This is a genomic window from Streptomyces sp. DH41 (genome assembly GCF_029813785.1).
In the GTDB taxonomy this organism is placed as follows: Bacteria; Actinomycetota; Actinomycetes; order Streptomycetales; family Streptomycetaceae; genus Streptomyces.
Genome location: NZ_JARVKY010000003.1, coordinates 388,808 through 411,981, shown reverse-complemented (window position 1 = coordinate 411,981; position 23,174 = coordinate 388,808). Strand labels below are relative to the sequence as shown.

21 protein-coding genes and 1 pseudogene are annotated in these 23,174 nt (G+C 72.7%); 16 read left to right on the top strand and 6 right to left on the bottom strand.

Going from position 1 to position 23,174, the window contains the following annotated elements; all coding sequences use genetic code 11:
* Positions 1-152: 152 nt before the first annotated feature.
* Entirely contained in the window at positions 153-347 is a 195-nt protein-coding gene (locus tag QC283_RS08395) for a DUF2795 domain-containing protein (RefSeq protein WP_073935361.1), read from the bottom strand.
* A gap of 359 nt (positions 348-706) precedes the next feature.
* Here QC283_RS08395 and QC283_RS08390 point away from each other — a divergent pair, with 359 nt between their 5' ends.
* The 12 genes and pseudogenes from QC283_RS08390 to QC283_RS08335 all read left to right on the top strand — a co-directional run bounded on the left by QC283_RS08390 (position 707) and on the right by QC283_RS08335 (position 12,940).
* Positions 707-1,669, top strand: a complete 963-nt coding sequence (locus tag QC283_RS08390) for an NAD-dependent epimerase/dehydratase family protein (RefSeq protein WP_279560732.1) — start codon at positions 707-709, stop codon at positions 1,667-1,669.
* Between the two features lie 182 nt (positions 1,670-1,851).
* Positions 1,852-3,486, top strand: coding sequence for a carbamoyltransferase family protein (locus tag QC283_RS08385; protein WP_279560731.1), 1,635 nt, complete (start codon positions 1,852-1,854; stop codon positions 3,484-3,486).
* A 3-nt stretch (positions 3,487-3,489) separates the two neighbouring features.
* The gene (locus QC283_RS08380) at positions 3,490-4,488 is read left to right on the top strand and encodes a glycosyltransferase family 2 protein (RefSeq protein ID WP_279560730.1); all 999 of its coding nucleotides are present in this window, start codon (positions 3,490-3,492) and stop codon (positions 4,486-4,488) included.
* Positions 4,485-5,075 carry a D-glycero-alpha-D-manno-heptose-1,7-bisphosphate 7-phosphatase gene (locus QC283_RS08375; protein ID WP_279549620.1) on the top strand — a complete coding sequence of 197 codons (591 nt, stop codon included), beginning with the start codon at positions 4,485-4,487 and terminating at the stop codon, positions 5,073-5,075. Before QC283_RS08380 ends, QC283_RS08375 begins: the two co-directional genes overlap by 4 nt.
* Complete coding sequence (locus QC283_RS08370) at positions 5,072-6,061, top strand: glycosyltransferase family 9 protein (protein WP_279560729.1); 990 nt, start codon at positions 5,072-5,074, stop codon at positions 6,059-6,061. Before QC283_RS08375 ends, QC283_RS08370 begins: the two co-directional genes overlap by 4 nt.
* A pseudogene (locus QC283_RS08365) lies at positions 6,058-7,015 on the top strand (glycosyltransferase). The gene QC283_RS08370 and the pseudogene QC283_RS08365 overlap by 4 nt, the downstream one beginning before the upstream one ends.
* The gene (locus QC283_RS08360) at positions 7,012-8,229 is read left to right on the top strand and encodes a glycosyltransferase (RefSeq protein ID WP_279560728.1); all 1,218 of its coding nucleotides are present in this window, start codon (positions 7,012-7,014) and stop codon (positions 8,227-8,229) included. Before QC283_RS08365 ends, QC283_RS08360 begins: the two are co-directional and overlap by 4 nt.
* Entirely contained in the window at positions 8,229-8,816 is a 588-nt protein-coding gene (locus QC283_RS08355) for a D-sedoheptulose-7-phosphate isomerase (RefSeq protein ID WP_279560727.1), read from the top strand. The genes QC283_RS08360 and QC283_RS08355 overlap by 1 nt, the downstream gene beginning before the upstream one ends.
* Positions 8,813-10,237, top strand: coding sequence for a D-glycero-beta-D-manno-heptose 1-phosphate adenylyltransferase (rfaE2, locus tag QC283_RS08350; protein ID WP_279560726.1), 1,425 nt, complete (start codon positions 8,813-8,815; stop codon positions 10,235-10,237). Before QC283_RS08355 ends, rfaE2 begins: the two co-directional genes overlap by 4 nt.
* Positions 10,234-11,184, top strand: a complete 951-nt coding sequence (locus tag QC283_RS08345; RefSeq protein WP_279560725.1) for a glycosyltransferase family 9 protein — start codon at positions 10,234-10,236, stop codon at positions 11,182-11,184. The genes rfaE2 and QC283_RS08345 overlap by 4 nt, the downstream gene beginning before the upstream one ends.
* Complete coding sequence (locus QC283_RS08340; RefSeq protein ID WP_279549609.1) at positions 11,181-12,047, top strand: glycosyltransferase family 2 protein; 867 nt, start codon at positions 11,181-11,183, stop codon at positions 12,045-12,047. The genes QC283_RS08345 and QC283_RS08340 overlap by 4 nt, the downstream gene beginning before the upstream one ends.
* The gene (locus QC283_RS08335; protein WP_279560724.1) at positions 12,044-12,940 is read left to right on the top strand and encodes a glycosyltransferase family 2 protein; all 897 of its coding nucleotides are present in this window, start codon (positions 12,044-12,046) and stop codon (positions 12,938-12,940) included. Before QC283_RS08340 ends, QC283_RS08335 begins: the two co-directional genes overlap by 4 nt.
* A gap of 571 nt (positions 12,941-13,511) precedes the next feature.
* Here the strand turns inward: QC283_RS08335 and QC283_RS08325 are convergent.
* Positions 13,512-13,907: an STAS domain-containing protein gene (locus QC283_RS08325; RefSeq protein ID WP_279560723.1), complete on the bottom strand. Its 396-nt coding sequence runs from the start codon at positions 13,905-13,907 to the stop codon at positions 13,512-13,514.
* Between the two features lie 800 nt (positions 13,908-14,707).
* Between QC283_RS08325 and QC283_RS08320 the strand changes: the two genes are divergently transcribed.
* A complete protein-coding gene (locus QC283_RS08320; RefSeq protein ID WP_279560805.1) occupies positions 14,708-15,547 on the top strand; it encodes an SDR family oxidoreductase in 840 nt (279 codons plus the stop codon).
* A complete protein-coding gene (locus QC283_RS08315) occupies positions 15,544-16,617 on the top strand; it encodes a class I mannose-6-phosphate isomerase (protein ID WP_279560722.1) in 1,074 nt (357 codons plus the stop codon). Before QC283_RS08320 ends, QC283_RS08315 begins: the two co-directional genes overlap by 4 nt.
* 178 nt (positions 16,618-16,795) lie before the next feature.
* On the opposite strand, the gene QC283_RS08310 is transcribed toward QC283_RS08315, so the two are convergent.
* Together QC283_RS08310 and QC283_RS08305 are read right to left on the bottom strand one after the other, a co-directional pair.
* Positions 16,796-17,131, bottom strand: a complete 336-nt coding sequence (locus QC283_RS08310) for an STAS domain-containing protein (protein WP_279560721.1) — start codon at positions 17,129-17,131, stop codon at positions 16,796-16,798.
* A 723-nt stretch (positions 17,132-17,854) separates the two neighbouring features.
* Entirely contained in the window at positions 17,855-18,061 is a 207-nt protein-coding gene (locus tag QC283_RS08305) for a hypothetical protein (RefSeq protein ID WP_279560720.1), read from the bottom strand.
* Between the two features lie 172 nt (positions 18,062-18,233).
* On the opposite strand from QC283_RS08305, the gene QC283_RS08300 reads away from it, so the two are divergent.
* Complete coding sequence (locus QC283_RS08300; protein ID WP_279560719.1) at positions 18,234-18,449, top strand: hypothetical protein; 216 nt, start codon at positions 18,234-18,236, stop codon at positions 18,447-18,449.
* A gap of 507 nt (positions 18,450-18,956) precedes the next feature.
* Here the strand turns inward: QC283_RS08300 and QC283_RS08295 are convergent.
* Both QC283_RS08295 and QC283_RS08290 read right to left on the bottom strand, forming a co-directional pair.
* Complete coding sequence (locus QC283_RS08295; RefSeq protein WP_279560718.1) at positions 18,957-19,427, bottom strand: SRPBCC family protein; 471 nt, start codon at positions 19,425-19,427, stop codon at positions 18,957-18,959.
* A gap of 130 nt (positions 19,428-19,557) precedes the next feature.
* Positions 19,558-21,333 carry a thiamine pyrophosphate-binding protein gene (locus tag QC283_RS08290; RefSeq protein WP_279560717.1) on the bottom strand — a complete coding sequence of 592 codons (1,776 nt, stop codon included), beginning with the start codon at positions 21,331-21,333 and terminating at the stop codon, positions 19,558-19,560.
* Positions 21,334-21,539: 206 nt separating this feature from the next.
* Here QC283_RS08290 and qcrB point away from each other — a divergent pair, with 206 nt between their 5' ends.
* On the top strand, positions 21,540-23,171 hold the full coding sequence (gene qcrB, locus QC283_RS08285; RefSeq protein WP_279560716.1) for a cytochrome bc1 complex cytochrome b subunit: 1,632 nt from the start codon (positions 21,540-21,542) through the stop codon (positions 23,169-23,171).
* The last annotated feature ends 3 nt before the right edge of the window (positions 23,172-23,174 follow it).

The following is a 23,174-nucleotide window of genomic DNA, read 5'->3' as shown; positions in this document are numbered from 1 at the left end:
TCCCGCGTGGTCCGACTACGGCCGGAGCGCCGTCGGTGCCCTCGGAGCGGCGGACCGTCTCTCCGCCCGGCTACGTCGGGCCCGCCGGCCCTCATCCCATCCTTCGAGAGGGTCGGCGGCCCACCACCGGCGTCCTCGACAGCCGTCCGGGTTTACTCGTTCCCGAACACGGCCTTCTGGACATCGTTCGGGCCGTCGAACTCGTCCGCGGGGGCATCGCCGAGCTTCTCCACGAGGGTGTCGTCCGCACCGTTGTCCTTGGCCAGCGTGACCAGGTCGTCGCGGCTGGCAGGGTACTCGGCGCCCTTGAGTGCCTTCTGCAGGTCGATCGGGCTGATGCTCGCCATGGCGGTCTCCTCGCTGTCCTGACGGTCCTCCGGTAGGCCCGTCGTACCGGGTCGGCCGGCAGGTACATCGTGGCCACAGCAGAAGGGACGGCGCATGTCGGCCCGTCCGCCCCGGTGCCTCGGCGAAGTGGGCGACACCGCCGTGGCATGGGCCGGCTCCGGTTCGGTGGAGGCCCCGGTCCGCCCGGAGACGCGCGGAGTCGTGTCGGCCCGCCGGCACGCTACGGACCCCGTGTGATCGTTCAGGGACCACCGAAGCGACGCGCGGTCACCGAGCCGGCACAACTGCACGCATGCGGCAACCCGATCCGGCTACTCACACCGACATCCGAGTCGACGCGAGAGCGAGGAGGGACCTCGTGAGCGGACACCCCTGGCGCAGGGCCCTGGTGACCGGCGGAGCGGGATTCGTCGGATCCCACCTGTCCGCACGGCTGGCCGAGGCCGGCATTGAGGTCGTGTGCGTGGACAACCTGGTCACCGGATCCCGGGCCAACGTCTCCGAACTGGAGCGGTACCGCGGCCTCCGCTTCGTGTGCGCCGACGCCACCGCCCCCGGCGCCCTCGCGGCTCTGCCCGGCAGGTTCGACCTGGTGCTGCACTTCGCCTGTCCCGCCTCGCCCGCCGACTACCTGCGGCTGCCCCTGGAGACCCTCGACGTCGGCAGCACCGGCACCCGCAACGCCCTGGAGCGCGCCCGTGCCGACGGCGCGCGCCTCGTCCTCGCTTCCACCTCCGAGGTGTACGGCGACCCGTTGGAGCACCCGCAGCGCGAGACGTACTGGGGCAACGTCAATCCCATCGGGCCGCGCAGCGTCTACGACGAGTCCAAGCGCTTCGCCGAGGCGCTGGTCACCGCCCACCGTCAGGTGCACGGCACCGACACCGCCATCGTGCGCATCTTCAACACCTACGGCCCCCGCATGAGCACCGGCGACGGCCGCGCCGTACCCACCTTCATCGCGCAGGCTCTGGACGGGATGCCGCTCACCGTCGCCGGCGATGGCAGCCAGACCCGCTCCCTGTGCTATGTCGACGACACCGTCACCGGCGTCCTCGCCCTGGCCGCCTCCCGCGAGACCGGCCCCGTGAACATCGGCGGCGGCGAGGAGATCACCGTGCTGGAACTGGCCGGCCGCATCGTCGAGCTCACCGGATCCGCCTCCCGGATCCGGTTCGTGGACCGCCCCGTGGACGATCCCGCCCGGCGCCGCCCCGACACCCGGCTCGCCCTCGAACGCCTGGGCTGGCGGCCCCGGACCGGCTGGAGCCAGGGCCTGGCCCTTACCGTCGACTGGTTCTCGCGCTCGATGGCTGACTGAAGTAACGCTCGCCGTGTGAACACAGCTCCGGTCCAAAGGAGGGTCCTGCGCCCGCACAGCCACGGAGAGAAACGAACGCGAGGGCTTCCGGGCGAGCTGCCTCCAAGTGTTTGAGATGACTGCGGTGCGGGACCCGCGCGGCCAGAGCGCCCCTGCATGCCGTCCGGGACGGAGCACCCTTCATGCGCATTCTTGGTATCAACGCCCTGTTCCACGATCCGGCCGCCGCCCTCGTCGTGGACGGACGTACGGTCGCGGCGGCCGAGGAGGAGCGCTTCAGCCGGCGCAAGCACGGCAAACGCCCGCTGCCGTTCTCGGCGTGGGAGTTGCCGGAGCTGTCCGCCCGCTGGTGCCTGGAACACGCCGGTGTCCGGCCAGAGGAGCTGGACGCGGTCACCTACTCCTACGACCCCGCGCTCGCCCGGCCCGCCGCCGACATGGACCTGGATGACCCCTTCGACCCGCTGCGCCAGGACTACGCCCGCCGCGCCCCCGAGTTCCTCGCCGAGGCCCTGCCCGGGCTCGACCCCGAGCAGGTCGTCTTCGTCCCCCATCACGTCGCGCACGCCGCCTCCGCGGGACGTGCCGCCCCGCATCCCGACAGCGCGGTCCTCGTCCTGGACGGGCGTGGTGAGTGCGCGTCCCACCTGGCCGGGCGCTACGACGACGGCAAGCTGGACACGCTCTTCACCCAGCCTCTGCCCGACTCCCTCGGCCTGCTCTACGAGGACCTGACCCAGCACCTCGGCTTTCTGCGCAGCAGTGACGAGTACAAGGTGATGGCGCTCGCCTCCTACGGCACCCCGCGCCACCTGGCCCGGCTGCGGCAGTACGTGCACGCCACGGGCGACGGCGGCTTCCGCGCCCACGGGATCGACTGGGCCGCCCTGGCCCCTCCCCGTGCCAAGGGCGAACCGTGGACCCGGGAGCACGCCGACCTGGCCGCGAGCACGCAGGCCGTCCTGGAGGAGGTCCTCCTCGAACTCGTGCGCTGGCTGCACCGCGAGGCCGGCGGTGAGACCCTCGCCCTGGCCGGCGGCGTCGCGCTGAATTGCGTCGCCAACTCGAAGATCGCGGCGAAGGGCCCGTACCGGAACGTGTGGGTGCAGCCCGCCGCCGGGGACGCCGGCACCGCGCTCGGCGGCGCCCTGCACCTGGCCGAGAACCCGGAGCCGATGTCCGGCGCCGCCCTCGGCCGCGGCTGGAGCGACCAGGAGATCCGCGCCTGGCTCCAGGAGGCGGGGGTCCCGTTCGAGGAGCCGGCCGACATCGCCGAGACCGTCGCCGGGGAACTGGCCCGGGACGGTGTCGTCGCCTGGTTCCAGGGCCGCAGCGAGTACGGGCCGCGCGCTCTCGGGCACCGTTCCCTGCTGGCCCACCCGGGCCGGGCGGAGAACCTGGAGCGGCTCAACCGGGTCAAGGGGCGTGAGGAGTTCCGGCCCGTCGCGCCCATGGTGCTCACCGAACGCGCCCACGAGATCTTCTCCGGTGGCCCGCTGCCCAGCCCGTACATGCTGTTCGTGCACGACGTCGCCGCGGAGTGGCGTGAGCGCATCCCGGCCGTGGTGCACGTGGACGGCACCGCCCGCATCCAGACCGTCGACGCCACTCAGGAGCCGCTCGTGGCGCGCATGCTGACCGCGTTCGAGCAGCGCACCGGGGTGCCCGTCGTGGTCAACACCAGTCTCAACACCGCCGGCCGGCCCATGGTCGACGATCCGCGCGACGCCCTGGAGTGCTTCGGCTCAGCACCGGTGGACCTGCTGGCGATCGGGCCGTACGCGGTGCGCCGGGGCGCGATGTTCGGGAGGGCCTGACGTATGACCGCCTACGCCGTCGTCATCCCCACGCTGGTGCGCGGCACGCTCGCCGACTGCCTCGCCGCGCTCGCCGCCGCGACCGGTCCGAAGCCCGAGAAGATCGTCCTCGTCGACGACCGCCCGGAGCCGGACGCCACGGCGCTGGATCATTCGCTGGGCGTCCTCGGCGATCTGCGCGAGCGCACCCTGGTGATCCACAGCGGAGGGCGCGGACCTGCCGCCGCCCGCAACGCCGGACTGCGCGCGGTCACCACGCCCTGGGTCGCCTTCCTCGATGACGACGTCCAGGTCGGCCCGCACTGGTGCGACCAGCTCTCCCAGGACCTCGCGGAAGTCGGCCCTGAAACCGGTGGCGTACAGGGCGTCGTCACCGTACCGCTGCCGGGGGAGCGCCGGCCCACCGACTGGGAGCGCGGCACCGCCGGACTGGCCCGGGCGCGCTGGATCACCGCCGACATGATCTTCCGAGCCGAAGCCCTGAAGCAGACCGGCGGCTTCGACGAGCGATTCCGGCGGGCCTTCCGCGAGGACGCCGACCTCGCACTGCGGATACTGGACGCCGGCTGGAGCATCGGGCAGGGCCGGCGCACCACCCGGCACCCTGTGCGGCCGGCCGACCGCTGGGTGTCCCTGCATGCCCAGCGGGGCAACGCCGACGACGCCCTGATGCGGCGCCTGCACGGGCCGGACTGGTGGCAGCGGGCCGAGGCGCCGCGCGGCCGGTTGCGCAGGCATCTCGCGATCACGGCCGCGGGTCTGGCCGCCGGCGTCCTCGCCCTGACCGGGCATCGCCGGGCCGCCGCGGCCGCAGCACTGGGCTGGGCCGCCGGCACCGGCGAGTTCACCTGGGCACGCATCGCGCCCGGACCGCGCACCCCACACGAGGTGAACACCATGCTCGTCACGAGCGTGCTCATCCCGCCCGCCGCCACCTGGCACCGGCTGAGCGGGCTGTGGCGCCACCGAGACGCCGCCCCCTGGCAGGAAGTGACGTCGTGAACGAGATCGACCTCGTGCTGTTCGACCGCGACGGCACCCTCGTCCACGACGTCCCCTACAACGGCGAGCCCGATCTGGTCCGCCCGGTCGACGGCGCCCGCGAGGCACTCGACTCGCTGCGCGCCCGCGGCATCGGCACCGGCGTCGTCACCAACCAGTCCGGCATCGCTCGCGGGCTGCTCTCCACCGCCGACGTCCGCCGTGTCAACGAGCGGATCGACGCCTTGCTCGGCCCCTTCGACATGTGGGCCGTCTGCCCGCACGGCCCCGACGACGGCTGCCACTGCCGCAAACCCCGGCCCGGCATGATCCTCCGGGCCGCCGACCGGCTGCGCACTCCGACGGAGCGGATCGCCGTGATCGGCGACATAGGAGCCGACGTCGAGGCCGCGAGCCGGGCCGGTGCCCTCGGTGTCCTCGTCCCCACCGCGCAGACCCGGCCGGAGGAGATCGCGGCTGCCGAACACGTGGCACGCGACCTGTCGACGGCCGTGCGCACCGTGCTGTCCCAGCGGCCGTCCGGACGGTTTCCAGTCGGCCGGCGGCCTGTCACAGCCGCCCACGAGATCACCGGGAGCATCCGATGAGGGCCCTGGTCACCCGCCTGGACAGCTTCGGCGACATGCTGCTCGCCGGACCGGCCATCCGTGCCGTCGCGGCCCGGGCCGACCACGTCACCGTTCTGTGCGGACCGGCCGGCGCCCCTGCCGCCCGCATGTTGCCGGGCGTGGACGACATCCTGGTCTGGGACGCGCCGTGGGTGGGCTTCACGCCCCCGCCCGTGGGCCGCGGCGAGGTCGAGCTGATCGTCGACACCATCGACGCCGACACCGCGCTGATCCTCACCTCCTTCCACCAGTCGCCGCTGCCCGCCGCCCTGCTGCTGCGCCTGGCCGGCGTCGGCTTCATCGCCGCCGACAGCGACGACTACCCCGGCTCCCTGCTCGACGTGCGCCACCACCGCGCCCCACACGCCCACGAGGCGGAGGCCGCGCTCGACCTCGCCGAGGCCGCGGGCTTCCCCCGCGTCGACGACGGCCGACTGCGCGTGCTGCACCCGCCCAACGCCCTCCGGCTGACCAGACCGGAGCCGTACGTCGTACTGCACCCCGGGGCCAGCGTGCCCGCCCGGGCCTGGAGCCGGGAGCGGTGCGCCGAGGCGGTGCGTGAACTGTCGGTGGCCGGGCACCGGACCGTGGTGACCGGCGGTCCCGGGGAGCGCGAGCTGACCGCGTACGTCGCCGGTGACCACGGCCTCGACCTCGGCGGCCGTACCGACGCCGTGGAACTGGCCGGCGTGCTGGCCGGCGCGCGGGCCGTCATCACCGGCAACACCGGCCCCGCCCACCTCGCCGCCGCCGTCGGCACCCCGGTGGTGTCCCTGTTCGCCCCTGTCGTCCCCGCGGAACGCTGGTACCCCTACGGCGTCCCGCACATGCTGCTCGGCGACCAGGACGCGCCCTGCGCGGACAGCCGCGCCCGGGACTGCCCGGTGCCCGGCCATCCATGCCTGCAGTCCGTCACCGCGGAGGATGTGGTGGCCGCCGTGGAGAAAGTGATGGTCGTGGAATGAGGATCCTGATCTGGCACGTCCACGGGTCGTGGACCACGGCCTTCGTACAGGGCCCGCATACCTACGTCGTCCCCGTCACCCCGGACCGCGGACCCGACGGACTCGGCCGCGCCCGCACCTTCGACTGGCCGGAGTCGGTGATCGAACTCCCGCCGGAACGGCTGCGGGACGCCGACATCGACGTCGTGATCCTTCAACGCCCGCACGAGTACACCCTCGTGGAACAGTGGCTGGGCCGCCGCCCGCCCATGGTGTACCTGGAGCACAACGCTCCCCACGGCTCTCCCGGAGTACCGGACACCCGGCATCCGGTCAGCGACCTGCCCGGTGTGCCGCTGGTCCACGTCACCCACTTCAACCGCCTGATGTGGGACGCCGGAAGTGCCGAGACCACCGTCATCGAACACGGCATCGTCGACCCCGGTCCCCTGTGGACCGGAGAGATCCCGCACGCGGCCGTCGCCGTCAACGAGCCGAACCGGGCGCGGCCGTACCACCGGGACCGACCTGCTGCCGACGTTCGCCGAAGCCGCCCCGCTGGACGTCTTCGGCATGAAAACCGACGGCCTCGCCGACCACCTCCGCATTCCGCCCGAGCGCTGCCGCTCGTACGAGCTGGTCCAGCACGACCTGCACGCCGAGATGGCCCGCCGCCGCGTCTACGCACACCCCGTGCGCTGGACCTCCCTCGGGCTGTCCCTGCTGGAGGCCATGCACCTCGGCATGCCCGTGGTCGCCCTCGCCACCACCGAGGTCACAGAGACCGTACCAACCGGCGCCGGTGTGGTCTCCAACCGCATCGACGTACTGACCGACGCCGTCCGCGACTTCATCACCGACCCGCTGCACGCCCGCACGGTCGGCGAGGACGCACGGGCGGCGGCACTGGCCCGCTACGGGCTGTCCCGCTTCCTGGACGACTGGGAGCGGCTGCTGAAGGAGGTGACGCGATGAGGATCGCCATGGTGTCCGAGCACGCGAGCCCTCTCGCCGCGCTCGGCGGTGTCGACGCCGGCGGCCAGAACGTGTATGTGGCACGGCTCAGCGAGGAGTTGGCGCGTCGCGGCCACGACGTCACCGTGTACACCCGCCGTGACGCGGCCGATCTGCCCGACCGCGTGCCGCTGCCCGGCGGTGCCGTCGTCGAGCACGTGCCCGCCGGACCGCCCGAGGTGATTGCCAAAGACGGACTGTTGCCCCACATGCCCGACTTCGGCGCATACCTCACCCGGGCCTGGCGGCGGGGCCGGCCGGACGTCGTGCACGCCCACTTCTGGATGTCGGGTATGGCCGCTCGGATCGGCGCGCACCCGTACGGCATCCCCGTGGTCCAGACGTTCCACGCCCTCGGCACCGTCAAGCGCCGCCACCAGGGCCAGGACGACACCAGCCCGCCCGAACGCGTCGGCGTCGAACGGCACATCGGCCTCACCTGCGAACGGATCCTGGCCACCTGCACCGACGAGCAGGAGGAGCTCGCCGTTATGGGCGTGTCCTCCAGCCGGGTGTCCGTGGTGCCGTGCGGCGTCGACACCGACCACTTCCACCCTCGGGTGGACACCGCCGACGCTCCCGGGCGGGAGCAGCGGCACCGGCTGCTCGCCTGCGGCCGACTGGTCCCCCGCAAGGGCTACGACCAGGCGATCCGCGCCCTCACCCGGATCCCGGACACCGAACTGGTCATCGCCGGCGGCCCGCCCTCCGACCGGTTGCACGCCGAGCCCGAAGCCCGACGGCTGCTGAAACTGGCCGAGGAGCAGGGAGTGGCCGACCGGGTACGGCTGCTCGGTGCCGTCGACCCGCGCCGGATGCCCGCGCTGATGGGCAGCGCGGACCTGGTCCTGTGCACTCCCGTGTACGAACCGTTCGGCATCGTCCCGTTGGAGGCCATGGCCTGCGGTACACCCGTCGTCGCTACCGCCGTCGGTGGTCACCGGGACACCGTCGCCGACGGCCGCACCGGAGGGCTCGTGCCGCCGGGCGACGCCCCGGCGATCGCCGCCACCGTCCGCGATCTGCTTGGGCACGACCGCAGGCGTAACCGCTTCGGCGCGGCCGGCCGCCAGCGTGTGCTCGCCCGCTACACCTGGCAGCGCGTAGCGGACGGAGTGGAACGGGTCTACCGGCAGACCGCCGTGGGCCGTGAACTGCGTACGGAGGTCGCCTGATGAGCACCCATGCCGAATCGTCCGTCGTCGCGCACTGCGACGAACTCCTGGACGCCCTGACCCGGTTCCGCGGCCGGGCTCCTCTCACGGAGCGCTGGGGCGGGCTGCTCGCGGAGGTGCTCTCCAGCGGGGGCCGGCTGCTGGCCGCGGGCAACGGCGGCAGCGCCGCCCAGGCCCAGCACCTGACCGCCGAACTCGTCGGCCGCTACCGCGACGACCGGCCGCCGTTCTCCGCGCTCGCCCTGCACGCCGACACCTCCTCCACCACCGCCATCGCCAACGACTACGGCGTGGACGCGGTGTTCGCCCGCCAGGTACGCGCCCATGGCCGCTCCGGCGACGTGCTGATGCTGCTGTCCACCTCCGGCGCCAGCGCCAACCGGCTGTCCGCCGCCGACGCGGCCCGCGCGGCCGGTCTGCGCGTGTGGGCCCTCACCGGACCCGCCCCCAACCCGCTGACCGCGGGCAGCGACGAGGCCCTGTGCGTGGAGGCGCCCACGGCGGCCACCGTCCAGGAACTCCACCTGGTAGCGGTGCACATGGTGTGCGCGGCGTTCGACGCGGCGCTGGAGAGGAAGGCGAAGTGACCGTGGCACGCTCGGGCACGTCCCCCCTCGTCGTGGTCGGTGACGCCCTGCTCGACCGCGACCTGACCGGCCACGCCGACCGGCTCGCCCCCGACGCGCCCGTACCGGTCGTCACCGAGCGGGCGCGACGGGCACAGCCGGGCGGCGCCGCCCTCGCGGCCTGCCTCGCGGCTGCGGACGGCCGGGACGTGACCCTGATCACCGGCATGGGCGACGACCCGGCGAGCGAGGAGTTGCGCCGGCTGCTCGACGGCCGGGTGAGGGTGATCGGTCTGCCGCTGTCCGACGCCCTGCCGGAGAAGACCCGCGTGCTGGCACAGGGCCGCCCGGTCGTGCGCCTGGACCGCGGTGACGGCCGCGTCCGCGGGGCCACCGACGAAGCCCGCGAAGCCGTCCGCTCGGCCCCGGCCGTGCTGGTCTCCGACTACGGCCGGGAAGCGGCCAACGCCCTGCGCGACGTCCTGGCCAAGCGTCCGCCGATGGTCTGGGACCCGCACCCGCGAGGCGGGCCGCCGGTGCCCGGCACCCGGCTGGTGACACCGGCGCGGTCGGAGGCGCGCGCACTGGCGGGGGCCGTCGGAACACCGGACGCCGGCGGTGCGCCGGACAGCGACCTGCGCGCCACCGCCCGCGAGGCCGCCGCGCTCGTACGGCACTGGGGCGCGACCTCCGTGGCGGTGACCATGGGCGCGCGCGGTGCCCTGCTCTCGTACGGCGACCACCCCCTACTCGTTCCGGCGCCGGCCGCGCACCACGGCGACCCCTGTGGTGCCGGTGACCGGTTCGCCGCGACGGCGGCCGGGCTGCTCGCCGACGGGACACTGGTGGGCGAGGCAGTCGAGGCCGCCGTCGTCGCCGCGAGCGGGTTCGTCGCCGCGGGCGGCGCGGGCGCGGTGGCCGGCGGGGCCCCGCCCGAAGCCGAGGCGCTTCCCCGGCAGCCCGGCGAAGACGGCGCGGGCGCTGCTCCCGACCCGCGCACGGTGATCGCCCGGGCACGGGCCGCCGGCGGCACCGTCGTCGCGGCGGGCGGCTGCTTCGACCTCCTGCACGCCGGGCACGTCGGCCTGCTCCAGGCCGCCCGCCGCATCGGAGACTGCCTCATCGTCTGCGTCAACTCCGACGCGTCGGTGCGGCGCCGCAAGGGAAAGGGCCGCCCCGTCAACCCGCTGGCCGACCGGGTCCGTGTGCTGCTCGCCCTGGGATGCGTCGACGCGGTGGCCGTGTTCGACGAAGACACCCCGGAACGGCTGCTGACCGACCTGCGCCCCGACATCTGGGTCAAGGGCGGCGACTACACCGGCGCGGACCTGCCCGAGGCGGCGCTGCTCGAGGAGTGGGGCGGACAGGCGGTGCTGCTGCCGTACCTCGACGGGCGGTCCTCGACCGCGCTCATGACCCGGGCGGCGGAGGGAGCCCGATGACGCGCCCCCGCCTGCTCGTCCTGCGCGCCCTCGGCCTCGGCGACCTCCTCGCCGGCGTGCCGGCGCTGCGCGCCCTGCGACGGGCCTTCCCCGGCCACGAACTGGTATTGGCCGCCCCGGCCGAACTGGCGCCGGTCGCCGCGGCGACGGGCGCCGTCGACCGGCTGCTGCCCGCCTCCGCTCCCGGGCGCGCTGTACCGCGCGGCCTCGACTGGGACGGTCCCCCGCCCGACATCGCCGTCGACCTGCACGGCAACGGACCGCCCAGCCACCGCCTGCTCCAGACACTGTCCCCGCGGCGCCTGTTCGCCTTCGCCCACCCGGACACCCCGGAGATCGACGGACCGCCGTGGTGGGCGGAGGAGCACGAACGGGACCGCTGGTGCCGCTTCCTGCAGTTCTACCGCATCCCTGCCGACCCCGCCGACCTGCTGCTGCCCCGCCCTGCGGGCCTCTCCCCCGCCCCTGGGGCGGTCGTGCTGCACCCCGGCGCCGGCGCCCTCTCCCGATGCTGGCCCGTCAACCGCTACGCAACCGTCGCCACCGCTCTGCGCGGGCGCGGCCACCGGGTCGTGGTCACCGGCGGTGCGGGTGAGGATGATCTGGTGGCGCGGCTCGCCAAGCAGGCCGGCCTGCCCGACACCGACGTCCTCGGCGGCGGCCTTCCGTTCGACCGGCTCTCCGCCCTGGTCGCCGGCGCCCGCACCGTCGTCAGCGGTGACACCGGCATCGCCCACCTCGCGGTCGCCCACGCCGCCCCCAGCGTCACCCTCTTCGGCCCGGTCCCGCCCAGCCGTTGGGGCCCGCCTGCGCACCCGCGCCACCACGTGCTGTGGCACCCCGGCCCACAGGGCGACCCGCACGGCCGCCACCCAGACCCGGCATTGCTGCGGATCGGTTGCGAGCACGTGCTGGACGCCCTGGATCTCCTCCTTCACACGTCATGAGCCACACACCCACGGGCGTCGTCATCGCCACCCGCGACCGCTCGGAGAGACTGGCCCGCACCCTGCGCTGCCTGCTCGCCCTGCCCGAGCGGCCGGAGATCCTCGTCGTCGACAACGCCTCCACCGATGACACCCGCGCCATGCTCGCCCGCGACTTCCCCGAGGTCCGCGTACTGGCGCTGCCCGTCAACCACGGCGCCATCGCCCGCAACCACGGCGCCCGCGCCCTCGACACCCCCTACGTGGCCTTCAGCGACGACGACTCCTGGTGGGCCCCCGGAGCCCTAGGCCGCGCGGCCGGGCTGATGGACACCCACCCGCGGCTCGGCCTGATCTCCGCCCGCACCCTCGTCGGCCCCGCCGAGGAACCCGACCCGCTCAACGACGTCCTCGCCACCTCCCCACTCGGCCCGGCAAAGGACCTGCCCGGCACGCAAGTCCTCGGTTTCCTCGCCTGCGCCTGTGTGGTGCGCCGTGAGGCATACCTCGAAGCGGGCGGCTTCCACCCGCTGCTGTTCTTCGGCAGCGAAGAGACCCTGCTCGCCTACGACCTCGCCGCACGCGGCTGGGGCGTCACCCACTGCGCGGACGTGATCGCCCATCATCACCCGGACCCGGCGCCCCGCACCGGCCGCCCCGCCAGGATGCTCCGCAACGAGGTTCTCACCTCCTGGCTGCGCCGCCCCCTGCCGCACGCCCTCGCCCGCACCCGCGGCCTGGCCGGCGACGCCCTGCGCGCCCCGGCCGCCCGGCAGGCCCTGCGCGAGACTCTCGTACGCCTGCCGGCCGCCCTGCGCGCACGCAAGCCGCTGCCCCCGCACCTCGAGCGGGCCGCCCGCACGCTGGACGGAGCACATGCATGACCGGCCCCCGCACCACCGTCGTCGTCATCACCCACAACCGCCGCACCGAGTTGCTGCGCACTCTCGAACGACTGGCCGGACTGCCCGAGCGGCTACCGGTGATCGTCGTGGACAACGCCTCCACCGACGGCACCGCCGACGCGGTCGCCCGCCACCACGCGTGGGTACGGCTGCTGTGCCCCGGCCGCAACCTCGGCGCCGTCGGCCGCAACCTCGCGGTCCGCGAGGTGCGTACGCCCTACGTGGCGTTCTGCGACGACGACTCGTGGTGGGCGCCCGGCTCCCTGGCCGGTGCGGCCGACCTGCTCGACCGGCATCCGGCGCTCGCCACCGTCACGGCCCGCATCATGGTCGAGCCCGAAGGCGTGGAGGACCCGATCGTCGATGAGTTGCGCGACTCGCCCGTACCCGGTCCCGAGTGGCTGCCCGGTCCGGCGCTCGGTTCCTTCCTGGCCGCCGCGACCGTGCTGCGCGCCGACGCCTTCCGGGCCGCGGGCGGCTTCCACCCCCGGCTGTGGCTGGGCGGCGAGGAGGAGCTGCTCGCCGTCGACATGGCCGCCCAGGGGTGGTGGCTGACGTACGCCGATCACCTGACGATCCACCATCAGCCGTCCCGGATGAGGGACGCGACGCTGCGCCGGGCGCACGGCATCCGCAACACACTGTGGTTCACCTGGCTGCGCCGCCCGGCCGGTCCCGCGTTGCGCCGCACTGTGCACCTGGCCCGTACGGTGCCCCGCGACACCGTGTCGCTGCGTGCCTTCGCACAGGCTGCGGCCGCGTGGCCGTGGGTACTGCGCGAGCGGCGGGTGCTGCCGGCGCAGGTCGAGACACGGATGCGGGTGCTGGAAAAGGCGCAGCGGCGCTCGTCCGCCCGCCGCTACGTGGGCTGACGTCCGAGGAGCACGGACACCCCGACGGGGTCGGACCCCCAGAAGCCCGGCAGCGTGCCGATGGAACGCACCGGGTGGAGTCGACGGTGTCCCGGCCAGCGGTCACAACGCTCGTGATCCATGCAGCTAGAGGCTGGTCAGAAGATCTGCGGGCCAAGGTTCTTGATCATGGTGTTGGTCCAGCGCGTCTACCGGAAGGTCTGCGGGCGGCAGTACCCGGCAAGGGTGAGAAGCCAGTCGTCCCGGGTGGCTCGGGCGGCCTGGGCGAGCATCTCCCAGTACAGCGAGTTCTCGGTGGCTCAGGGTGTCGTCCGCCATGTCCGCCCGCTCGAAGAAGTCGCCCGCCCCGCGCGTCACCATGGCTCGCAGCAACAGTTTGGTCAGGCCAGCCGCACTGTCGCGCCCACGTTGAGATCGATGACCTACTGGTCCTCGGCCAGGTCGGTGTCCGTCAAGGCTCCGCCCCACACCCGCGTTGAGGGCCGCCGCGTCGACCGTCAGACCGTCGAGCGCGTCCAGCAGCCGAAACCGTCCCTCGCCGGTCCGCAAGCCGGCGCACACGGCGAGCATCTCATGTCAGGACACCGTCACTCTGCCGGTCGGCGGTTCCGAGAGGGGCCGGCACCCGCGGGCGAGTCTCACGGCGCCGGGCAGTGTGGCTGCCACACGCAGGTATTTGGCAGACACCGGTTGCGCGGAAGACTCTGCGGGCCAGCGATCGACGCGCCACAACACACAGCACGGCTCCACGGCTGTGGGCGAATCGCCGGGTACGCAGCAGGACACTGACAGCCGTGGCGGTGACCAAGGGCGTTTGCACATCGATGATCACGGTGCGGGCGGCCGACCGCGAGATCTCCCCGCAGAGGTGCCCGTGGGCGACGTCCTCCGTGTTGAAATCGATGGCGTCGTCGATCTGAATCACGATCTGGTCTTCGGTGAGGCGGTGGCACGGAAACAGCAACACGGACTCCTCGAATGCATGCCTGGCTAGCGGGCTGCCGCTTCCTGACGCCGTATCCGTCGTACCCCTGCCCCAGCGGCTGATGCCAAAGATCGGCGTGGTCTTGCCCACCCGACCCCGCAGACTGGACGCGGGCACGGATTGCGGATCCGACGTACCCCTGCCCTGCCGGTGGGGAACGGCCCGACAGCGCGCGGGAGGAAGCGAGAGAGCCTTATTCGCGCATTGCCGTGCGTCCCGGGGGCAGTCCTCTGCCTGTGGGATCCGTGGGGCTGTCCGGTGGCACCTTCGTACTGGCGGGCTGCAACTCGGCTGGATTTCGGCAGATCAGTCGCCTGCGGTCACGCTGGTGCTGCTGGCCTTCGTCTTCCCGGTGCAGGCGCTGGCGAGCGTGCTGGGGTTCCTGTGCCGTGGCGCCGTCGCGGCACCAGGCAGGGGTGTACTGGGTGGCGGTGGATGCGATCATGGCGAGCGGTCCGCCGGGGGCGACCAACGATGCCGCCGGGTTGCTGCTCCTGCTGGCCGGGCTCGCGCTGGGCAGCTTACGGATGTCGCTGGACTCTGCGCCGCGTTCCGCGGGCGGCCCTTTCCGCCGGGCCGCCCCGCAGCGGACGGCTTGCGCGGCGCGGTGCCGATCGACTTCGGTCGGCCTGCTGAAGGGTACGTCCGTCGTGGTGAGGCGGCAGGTCGGACCGCGCGAGCCGGGTGCGATCGGAAGGGGTGGGGTACTCGGCGTCCCGACCGTCCCACCGGGTGGCACCCGCTCCCCGCGGACACCCGCCCCGCGTCTGTCTGGAGCCATGATGTCCCAGCCCCGCCAGCAGCAGATCCCGCCCGGCCGAACCAGTCAGATGGCACCCCGGCCCGACCACGGCGAGGACAGTTACCGAGGGTCCGGGCGGCTCGCCGGCAAGGTCGCCCTGATCACCGGCGCAGACAGCGGGATCGGGCGGGCGGTGGCCATCGCCTACGCCCGGGAAGGCGCGGACCTGCTGCTCTCCTACCTGGACGAGCACGACGACGCCGAGGAGACGGCCCGATGGGTACGGAGCGCCGGCCGCTCGTGTCTGCTGCTCCCCGGGGACCTGGCCGAGCCCGCCCACTGCCGGACGGTCATCGACACCGCCGTACGGGAGTTCGGCCGGGTCGACGTGCTGGTCAGCAATGCCGCCCACCAGATGACGCACGACTCGATCACGGACATCCCCGATGAGGAGTGGGACCGCACGCTGGCGATCAACCTCAGTGCCTTCTTCCACCTGACCAAGGCGGCTGTCCCCCACATGCGGCCTGGGTCGGCGATCATCGCGAGCACCTCGGTCAACTCCGACAGCCCGCCGCCGCAACTGCTGGCCTACGACGTCACCAAGGCCGGTATCGCCAATATGGTCGGTGCCCTGGCCCAGATGCTGGCCGCCAAGGGGATCCGGGCCAACAGCGTCGCCCCGGGACCCATCTGGACACCGCTCATCCCCGCGACCATGCCACCGGAACAGGTCGAGAGCTTCGGCTCCCAGGTACCGCTCGGCCGACCGGGCCAGCCGGCCGAACTGGCACCGGTGTACGTCATGCTCGCCTCCGACGAGGCGAGCTACGTCTCCGGGGCCCGGGTCGCCGTCACCGGCGGACAGCCGATCCTGTGAACGCCACAGAGACATCTTTGTATCCGCTGCGGTTGACCGTCACGGCGAAACCCCTGGTCTTCGGCGGCCATGCGATCGCCCGGCGGCTGGGCAAGACCGGCCTGCCCGACTGGGGCGTCGCGGAGACCTGGGAATGCAGCGACGTCACGGGCCACCGCAGTGTGGTGATCAACGGCCCGCTGGCCGGCGGGACGCTGCACCAGGTGCTCGGCGACCATCCCCAAGCGCTCATGGGCGCCGGATGGTCCGGCGCGTCCTTCCCCCTGCTGACAAAGTTCATCGACGCCACCGGCACCCTGCCCGTGCACCTGCACGCCGACGACGAGGCGGCCCGACGCCTGGAGGGAGAGCCCAACGGCAAGACCGAAGCCTGGCACATCCTGGACGCCGCGCCCGGAGCGACCGCCCTGTGCGGGGCCAAGGAAGGGGTGACGGCCGACCGGCTGCGGGCCGCTCTGGAAGCGCAGGAGTTCGAGGCGGTGCTGCGCCGCCTGCCGGTGCGCGCGGGACAGACCCTGTACGTGCCCGGCGGCACCCTGCATAGCTTCGGACCGGACACCCTCGTGTACGAGATCGAGCAGACGTCCGACATCCAACAGCACGCGATGCGCTGGAAGATGGAGGACGGCTCCCCAGTGGGCGACGAGGAGTTTCGATCCAACCTTGACATGCTGATGCTCGAGGCCGACCTGGAGATCCGTCCGGACTTCACTTCCGGGCTGAGCGTCGCCGTCGGGGACGCGGTGGAGCGGGTGTTCCTGTGCGCGGGTCCGTACTTCGCGCTCGAACGCTGGCGTGCCGGGACCGCGGAGCCGATGCGGCACTCCTTCGCCACCGCGCAGATCCTGACGAACGTCGGTGCTCCGGTGCGGGTACAAGCGGGTGGGTGGAACGAGGTGCTCGGCCGGGCGGAGACACTTGTGCTGCCCGCGGCGTGCGGTGAGGTGGAGGTCACCGGCCCTGCCGACGTACTCCTCGGCTATCTGCCCGACCTTGACCGTGACGTACGCGGGCCCTTGCTCGCCGCAGGCTACCCGCCGCCGCTGCTCCGACGCTTCATCGCGTCGTGAGCCTGACACTCCCTGGCCGACTGCGTGATGCCGGTCGGCGTCTGCGGGCATCGCAAATCGGCTCCCAGGTGTTCCGGGGCTGTCCCGGGGCCGTCCCGTCACAGTCGCGTGCGGCGCAAAGTCACCGACACGAGCTTTCGATCCAGAGGCCGGTCCTGTTCGGCGTTCGCGACGCGGATCAGAAGTCGGCGGGCAGGGTGTCGGGGAGTATGCGGGCGAGGTCGTACGCGACGGGGTTCAGGTCGGCGGCGATCAGTAACAGGCGCAGGGGTTGAGACCGCAGGCCCGTCACGGTCCTGCGGCGGGGCAGCGAGGCGTCTACGGAGTGGTCGAAGAGGACGCGGAGACCGGCGGCGCTCATGAAGGGGGTGTCGCGCAGGTCGAACAGGACGTCACCGACGTCCGGCGCGAGCGCGGTCAGGGCTGCCTGTAGCGAGGGCAGGGTGTCGGCGTCGATCTCACCATGCGGGGTGATCCGGGCGTAGGTGCCGTCGGTGACGGTGGTGATGTCCATGCTGGGCACGCTCCTTTCCGGCGGTTGATGAGCCCGACGGCGCGGCGCCCCGGCGGGGGGAACGGGAGACGAAGACCGGGGGCCGAATACCCGAAGTGGCCAACGCCCGGCTTCCCGGAGAACGGGCCGCGCGCAGGGGCGATCTGGCCCAGTCTCATGTCCGTCCACCGTCCCATACTCCGGGCCGGGTCCGCGATCCTTGATGGCAACTTCCGGGCAAAGGCTCGGCGCGGCACGATGCCCTTCCGACGCACCTCTCGCGCGGACCAGGGGACCAACGGCTCAGCTTGGGTACCCGAGGGTTCCGTGCAAGGCGCACGGTCGCAGGGACGTGGAGGTGCTCACTGTGCGAACAGGTTCGTTGAGGCTGCTGGGCGCGGCGAGGTGCGCCTACGGGCTGGTGACGGCCCGCCGCCCGGGGCTGCTGGCCCGCCCTTCGAAACTGGCGGATCCGCACGGCGACGTCGGACCGCACACCGGACGGGGCGACGAACTCGGCCAAGCCATCGGCGGCGTCTCGCCACGCAAGGGGGCACGACCATGACGCGGTCCGGCACTGGCCACGGCGACCGCCGTACGCATCGCCTCGGACGTGGGCCGATGCCGTTCTCCTCGGCACCACGCTGCCCGGTCGGCCGCCCGGGAAGGGACGAAGCCTTGAGGGTAGTCCGGAGAGGCGCACGGCCTCCCCGCTGGGCGGCGTCCTGCTGGGCTTCCCCCCTGTCACTCGGCTTCGTTCTGCTTCGAACGCTCACCTTCCGGTCCCCGACCGCGCTCGGTCCGCGGCCCCCGGCTCTGCCAGTCGGGGTTGCTCTGCAGGTTCTCGTTGGCGGCTTCGTTGGCGTCCTGGTCGCTGACTCCGGAGCCTTCCGCGTCCTTGCGCAACCTCGCACGCCGCGTGTCGTACTTCTTGCTTCCGGGCTCGGGCATGGCCATCACCTCCTGGCCTGGACGAGTCCCACGGCTGCCCCGACGGCAAACACCTCCGGCACCGGCCGAAAGGGCGACTGCCCGTTGCGCCATCTGGTCGTCCCAGGTCGCTGACGGCTCCGTACCGGCCTGGAATGTGAACGAAAACCCCCTTCACGATTGCGAGCCACTGGTGATCGTCAAAAGGTTGCACGAGTCCGGGATCCGCGCGGAGCACGCCTACGCCGCCGGCTTTGCCTCCATCGGTCTGTCGGTCCTGTCCTGGTGCGCCTCGCACAGTGTGGAGAAGAAGGGTGAGGAACGGGCCGACCGTTGGGGCATCTTCGTCGGCGAGTGGGCACCCACCTTCTTCGGTCTGGGCCTCGCCCTGGCCACGTACGAGAAGTAGGCGTACGCGGGCGGCCGCCCGTCGTCCGGGCTGAACCCGGCAGAAGTCAGGCCAGAACTTCTCGCGGTCACCGTCCGGTGGGGCCGTGAGCTGCCACGCCGAGCGCCACCTCGGCCCAACCCGCTTCCTTCACACCGTCGAAGATCCGGCAGGCGCCGACCGCGCGTCCTCGGTATCGTCTCAGCGAGCGATCAGCGGAGCGGGGTCGAGAAGTCCTTCGACGACCAGCGAGAGCAACTCGGGCTGCGCTCAGGGGCAGCTTCGTCACGTTCGTGGCCGAACTGGGCGGCCTGCTCCCGCAGCGCCTCGGCAGCCGTCCGGCAGCGGCACCAACCCGACGTGGGCGTAGGGGACGCGGGCGTACTCGGCCCGCAACCCGTCCACTGCTCCGAACGACACCGTGCCCACCCGCGCTCCGCCGGGAGTGGCGTTGTCGCACAGGACTGATTGCGCTGCGGATGCCGAGGGAGGCGAGAGCCGGGCCCACCGGCACCGCTCGGCTCCCCGTCACGAAGTCGCACGGCCGGTCCCTGTCAGCGAGACGGCAGGCTGGGCCCCTTCCACCCGCAGCAGCAGCTCCGGATGGCGCCGCTTCAGCAGCGTCATCAACGGCAGTGACCGTGCGAAGGACAGCGGTCCGGTTGGAGAGAGCGGGTACTCACGCACGGTCACCAACGTCCCGCCGCCCCACGGTTCGAGCTCCAGGTCCACGCCCAGAGTCCCGAGCAGCCCGGCCCGCACCTCAAGGTGCAGGACGTCAGGGGCCACCGCGGTCCGGACGATGGTCAGCGCCGCTTGCCGGAGAGACCCGGCGCACACCTCGTGCCGGGCGACACTGCCGGGCCGGGGCCAGCCCCCGCTCAGACGTACCGGTGCGGCCCCCATCACGGTCGTGAGGTAGCCGTGGGCATCCTCAAGCGCGGCCCAGATCGTCTCCGGGGTGCTGTCGACCTTGTAGTGCTGAGTGCAGCTGGTCACGTCGCATCTCCTGTCATGGTCGGCCGCGTCGTCGGACCCCCGCCCCCGGGCACGACACCGTGGTCGGCACGCACGGGCTTCGGGGTTTCCTCCTCCTGCGCTTCGAAACCGCGTCATGGAGACGGTGACGTCATCCTGACCCGAACAACTCATCCAACGACGCGGCGACCCTTCGGCGCCACGAATTGCCCGTGACACGGTGAAGCGACGGCGGCCGTGCCCCCTGGGGCCGCTCCGGATCGGCCCAGTCCGGCGGTGTGTCCCCGTCGACCATGAACTCCAGCAGCGTCGGTCCCGATCCGCCGAGCGCCCTGTCCCAGGCGGCGGCCACCTCGCCCGGCCGTCGGCAGCGGACGGCGGGCAGGCCGACCAGCTCGGCGAACCCGGTGAACGACACCGCGGGGACCTCACCGGTCGCCGGTATGCGCGGGTCCCGTTCCCCGCTCCGACGCTCCCAGGTCAGGCGGCTGGAGTCCTCGTTGTTGAGGACGCACAGCACGGTGGGCGGCGAGCCGGCCAGGCGCTCAAGGTGCCGGCGGATCGTGATCAGCTCGTTCATACCGCCCGCTTGCAGGGCTCCGTCGCCGACGAGGGCGATCACCGGGCGGTCGGGGAAGGCCAGGCGCGCGGCGAGCGCGTAGGGCACGGCGGCGCCGGGTGTCCGGAGCCCGGCCGACAGGGTGCTGCACATGCCCTCGCGCAGTTCCAGGTGCCGGGTCCACCAGTCCAGTGCGGTGCCGCAGTCGCTGATGACAACGGCGCGTTCGGGGAGGCGTGCGGAGAGTTCGGCGACGACGGAACGGGGGTTCACGGCCATCCCGTAGAAGCGGTGCGCCTTGGCCCGGCCCGTTTCCCGCCAGTTGCCGACTGCCTGTTCGACGTCGGTGCGCCAGGCGCGGTCCTCGGTGTCGCGCAGGAGGGGATCGAGATCGTCCAGGATGCGGGGCACGTCGCCCGCGAGGCCCGCGGTGAGGGAAGGCAGGCCGTCGACGGGGCAGGCGTCCACGTTCCGGTCAACGCTCACCACGCACGGGGGTTCGTGCGGGCGGATCAGGCCCGTCTCGAGATCGTGAGCCCCGACCAGCAGGAGGGTGTCGCAGCCGTCGAGCAGGGCGTGTGCGGGCTCGCCCCCGAAGGGGGCCGCCACCCCGGCGACTCCCGGCACGTCGTCCGGAACGATGTCCCGGCCCAGCGGCGTTCTGGCGATCCCGGCGCCGAGCCGGTCGGCCAGCCGTACGATCTGCCGGGCGGCTCCGGAACCGTCCGGCCCGACGACGACCGCGACCCGTCGGCCCGCGTTCAGTACCTCGGCCGCGCGCTCGACCTCGGCCCGCTCGGGCGACCGTACGAACGGGCTGAAGTGCACCGGTGTTTTCGCCGTCCGCCCGGTGTCGCGCGCGCCGGCCGGCGCCGCCGCCTCCAGGACGGCCCGGGTCAGGACGAGCGCCGCCGCTCCCCGGCCGGTGAGGGCGGCACGCACGGCACGGTCGAGGGCGTCGGCGACCAACGCGGGGTCGGAGACGGACTCGGTGTACTCACAGACCTGGGCGATCGTGTCGGACGGAGATACGGCCCGTCGCCGCCCGGGCGCGGGGCCCGTCGTCTCACCGATGAGGGCGAGCACCGGCTGCCGGTCGAGCGCGGCGTCGTAGAGACCGCTCACGAGCCGCAGGACACCGGAGCCCGACGAGGCGACGCAGCAGCCGACTCGGCCGGTGAGTTTGGCATCGGCACAGGCCATGAGTGCGGCCGACTCCTCGTGCCGGGCCTGGACGAACTCCGGGGCGTGCGCGCCACCGCTCAACGCTCCCACCAGCGGGTCCACGCCGTGGCCGGGAAGCCCGTAGACGCGGTCCACTCCCCACGCCCGGAGGGTGGCCGCCACGTACTCCGAGACACTGCTCACCCGCGCCTCCCGCGCCCTGGACCGACCGTCGCGGCCTCGGGTAGCCCGGCGCCGGGCCACGCAAACGCCGGGTGCCGCGCGGCGTCCCTCCGTCGCCGTTTGGCCGCGCGGTGGCCGGGCACTCGTGCCAGGCTTTCGGAGAGCGTGGGGTTCGGGCGGGAACGGCGGGCAGTCGGCAGGGTCTGGCGGCAGGAGGGCTACACACCGTGGCGGTGTCTCAGGAGGACGGGTCGCCGGCGCGCGGCGAGCGGCTGGTGACCGTGCTCGACAAGCGCCTCCCGGTCGCCACCGCGGGCAAGGAGTTCCTGCGCAAGGCGTTCCCGGACCACTGGTCGTTCCTGCTGGGCGAGATCGCCCTGTACTGCCTGGTGGTGCTCGTCCTCACCGGCGTCTTCCTGACCTTCTTCTTCCATCCCGGTATGACCGAGCAGCCGTACACCGGTTCGTACGTGCCGTTGCAGGGTGTGCAGACGTCCGAGGCGTACGCCTCCGTGCTGCACATCAGCTTCGACGTGCGCGGCGGTCTGCTGCTGCGTCAGGTCCACCACTGGGCGGCGCTGGTGTTCGTCGCCGCGATCGGCGTCCATCTGCTGCGGATCTTCTTCACGGGGGCGTTCCGGCGTCCTCGTGAGGTGAACTGGACGATCGGTGTGACGCTGTTCCTGCTGGCCCTGCTGGAGGGCTTCGCCGGGTACTCGCTCCCCGACGACCTGCTGTCGGGCACCGGGCTGCGCACGGCCCAGGGCATCATGATGTCCATCCCGGTGGTCGGAACGTATCTGGCGTTCTTCGTGTTCGGCGGCGAGTTCCCGGGGCACGACATCATCGAGCGCCTGTACGTCGCCCACATCCTGCTGCTGCCCGGCCTGCTGCTGGCCCTGGTGGTGGTGCACCTGGCGTTCGTGATCTACCACAAGCACACCCAGTGGGCCGGCCCCGGGCGGACCAACCGCAATGTGGTCGGCAAGCCTTTCTTCCCGCAGTACACCGCCAAGTCCGTCGGCCTGTTCTTCACCGTGGCCGGCGTCCTCACCCTGATGGCGGCCCTGATGCAGATCAACCCTGTGTGGGAGTTCGGGCCCTACCGGGCCGACCAGGTCTCCATCGACGCCCAGCCCGACTGGTACGTCGGTTTCCTGGAGGGCGCGTTGCGCCTGATGCCCGGCGTGGAGACGGACATCGCCGGACACACCGTCGTCTGGGACGTGTTCCTGCCGGCCGTGGTGCTGCCCACGGCACTCTTCGTCGTCCTGTACGGCTACCCGTGGTTCGAGCGGTGGATCACCGGCCCGGGACCCGAGCAGCACCTGTGCGACCGGCCGCGCGACCAGCCCACCCGCACCGCGCTGGGCGTCGCCGCCGTGTCCGCCTACGCGGTGCTGCTCATGGCGGGCGGTCAGGACGTGCTCACCCACGTGTTCAAGGTGCCGCTGGAAGTCCTGACCTACGGTTTCCGCACCGCCTTGTTCGTGGTGCCGTTCGTGGCCTATCACGCCACCAGGCGGGCCTGTCTGGGCCTGCAGGCGGCCGACCGGCGCCGCCTGCTGGAAGGGCGCGCGGCAGCGGAGGTCCGCCGGTCCGCGGACGGCGGCTACCGGCAGGCACGGACGCTGCTGCCCGCGGCGGACATGTACCGCATCGTCGTGCGGGATGAGCCGCGGCCCCGGGCGCACGGCACCGAGGCGTGGCGCTGGTTCCGCAAGCACCGCCTGCGCAACGCGCTGAGCCGCTGGTACTTCGGCGACCGGGTCGAGTTGCCCGTGACCGAGGGACAGCGGCGGCACATCGACGTCGTGCGGGCCGCGCCGGGTGAGACCGGCGGGTCCGACGACACCTGAACG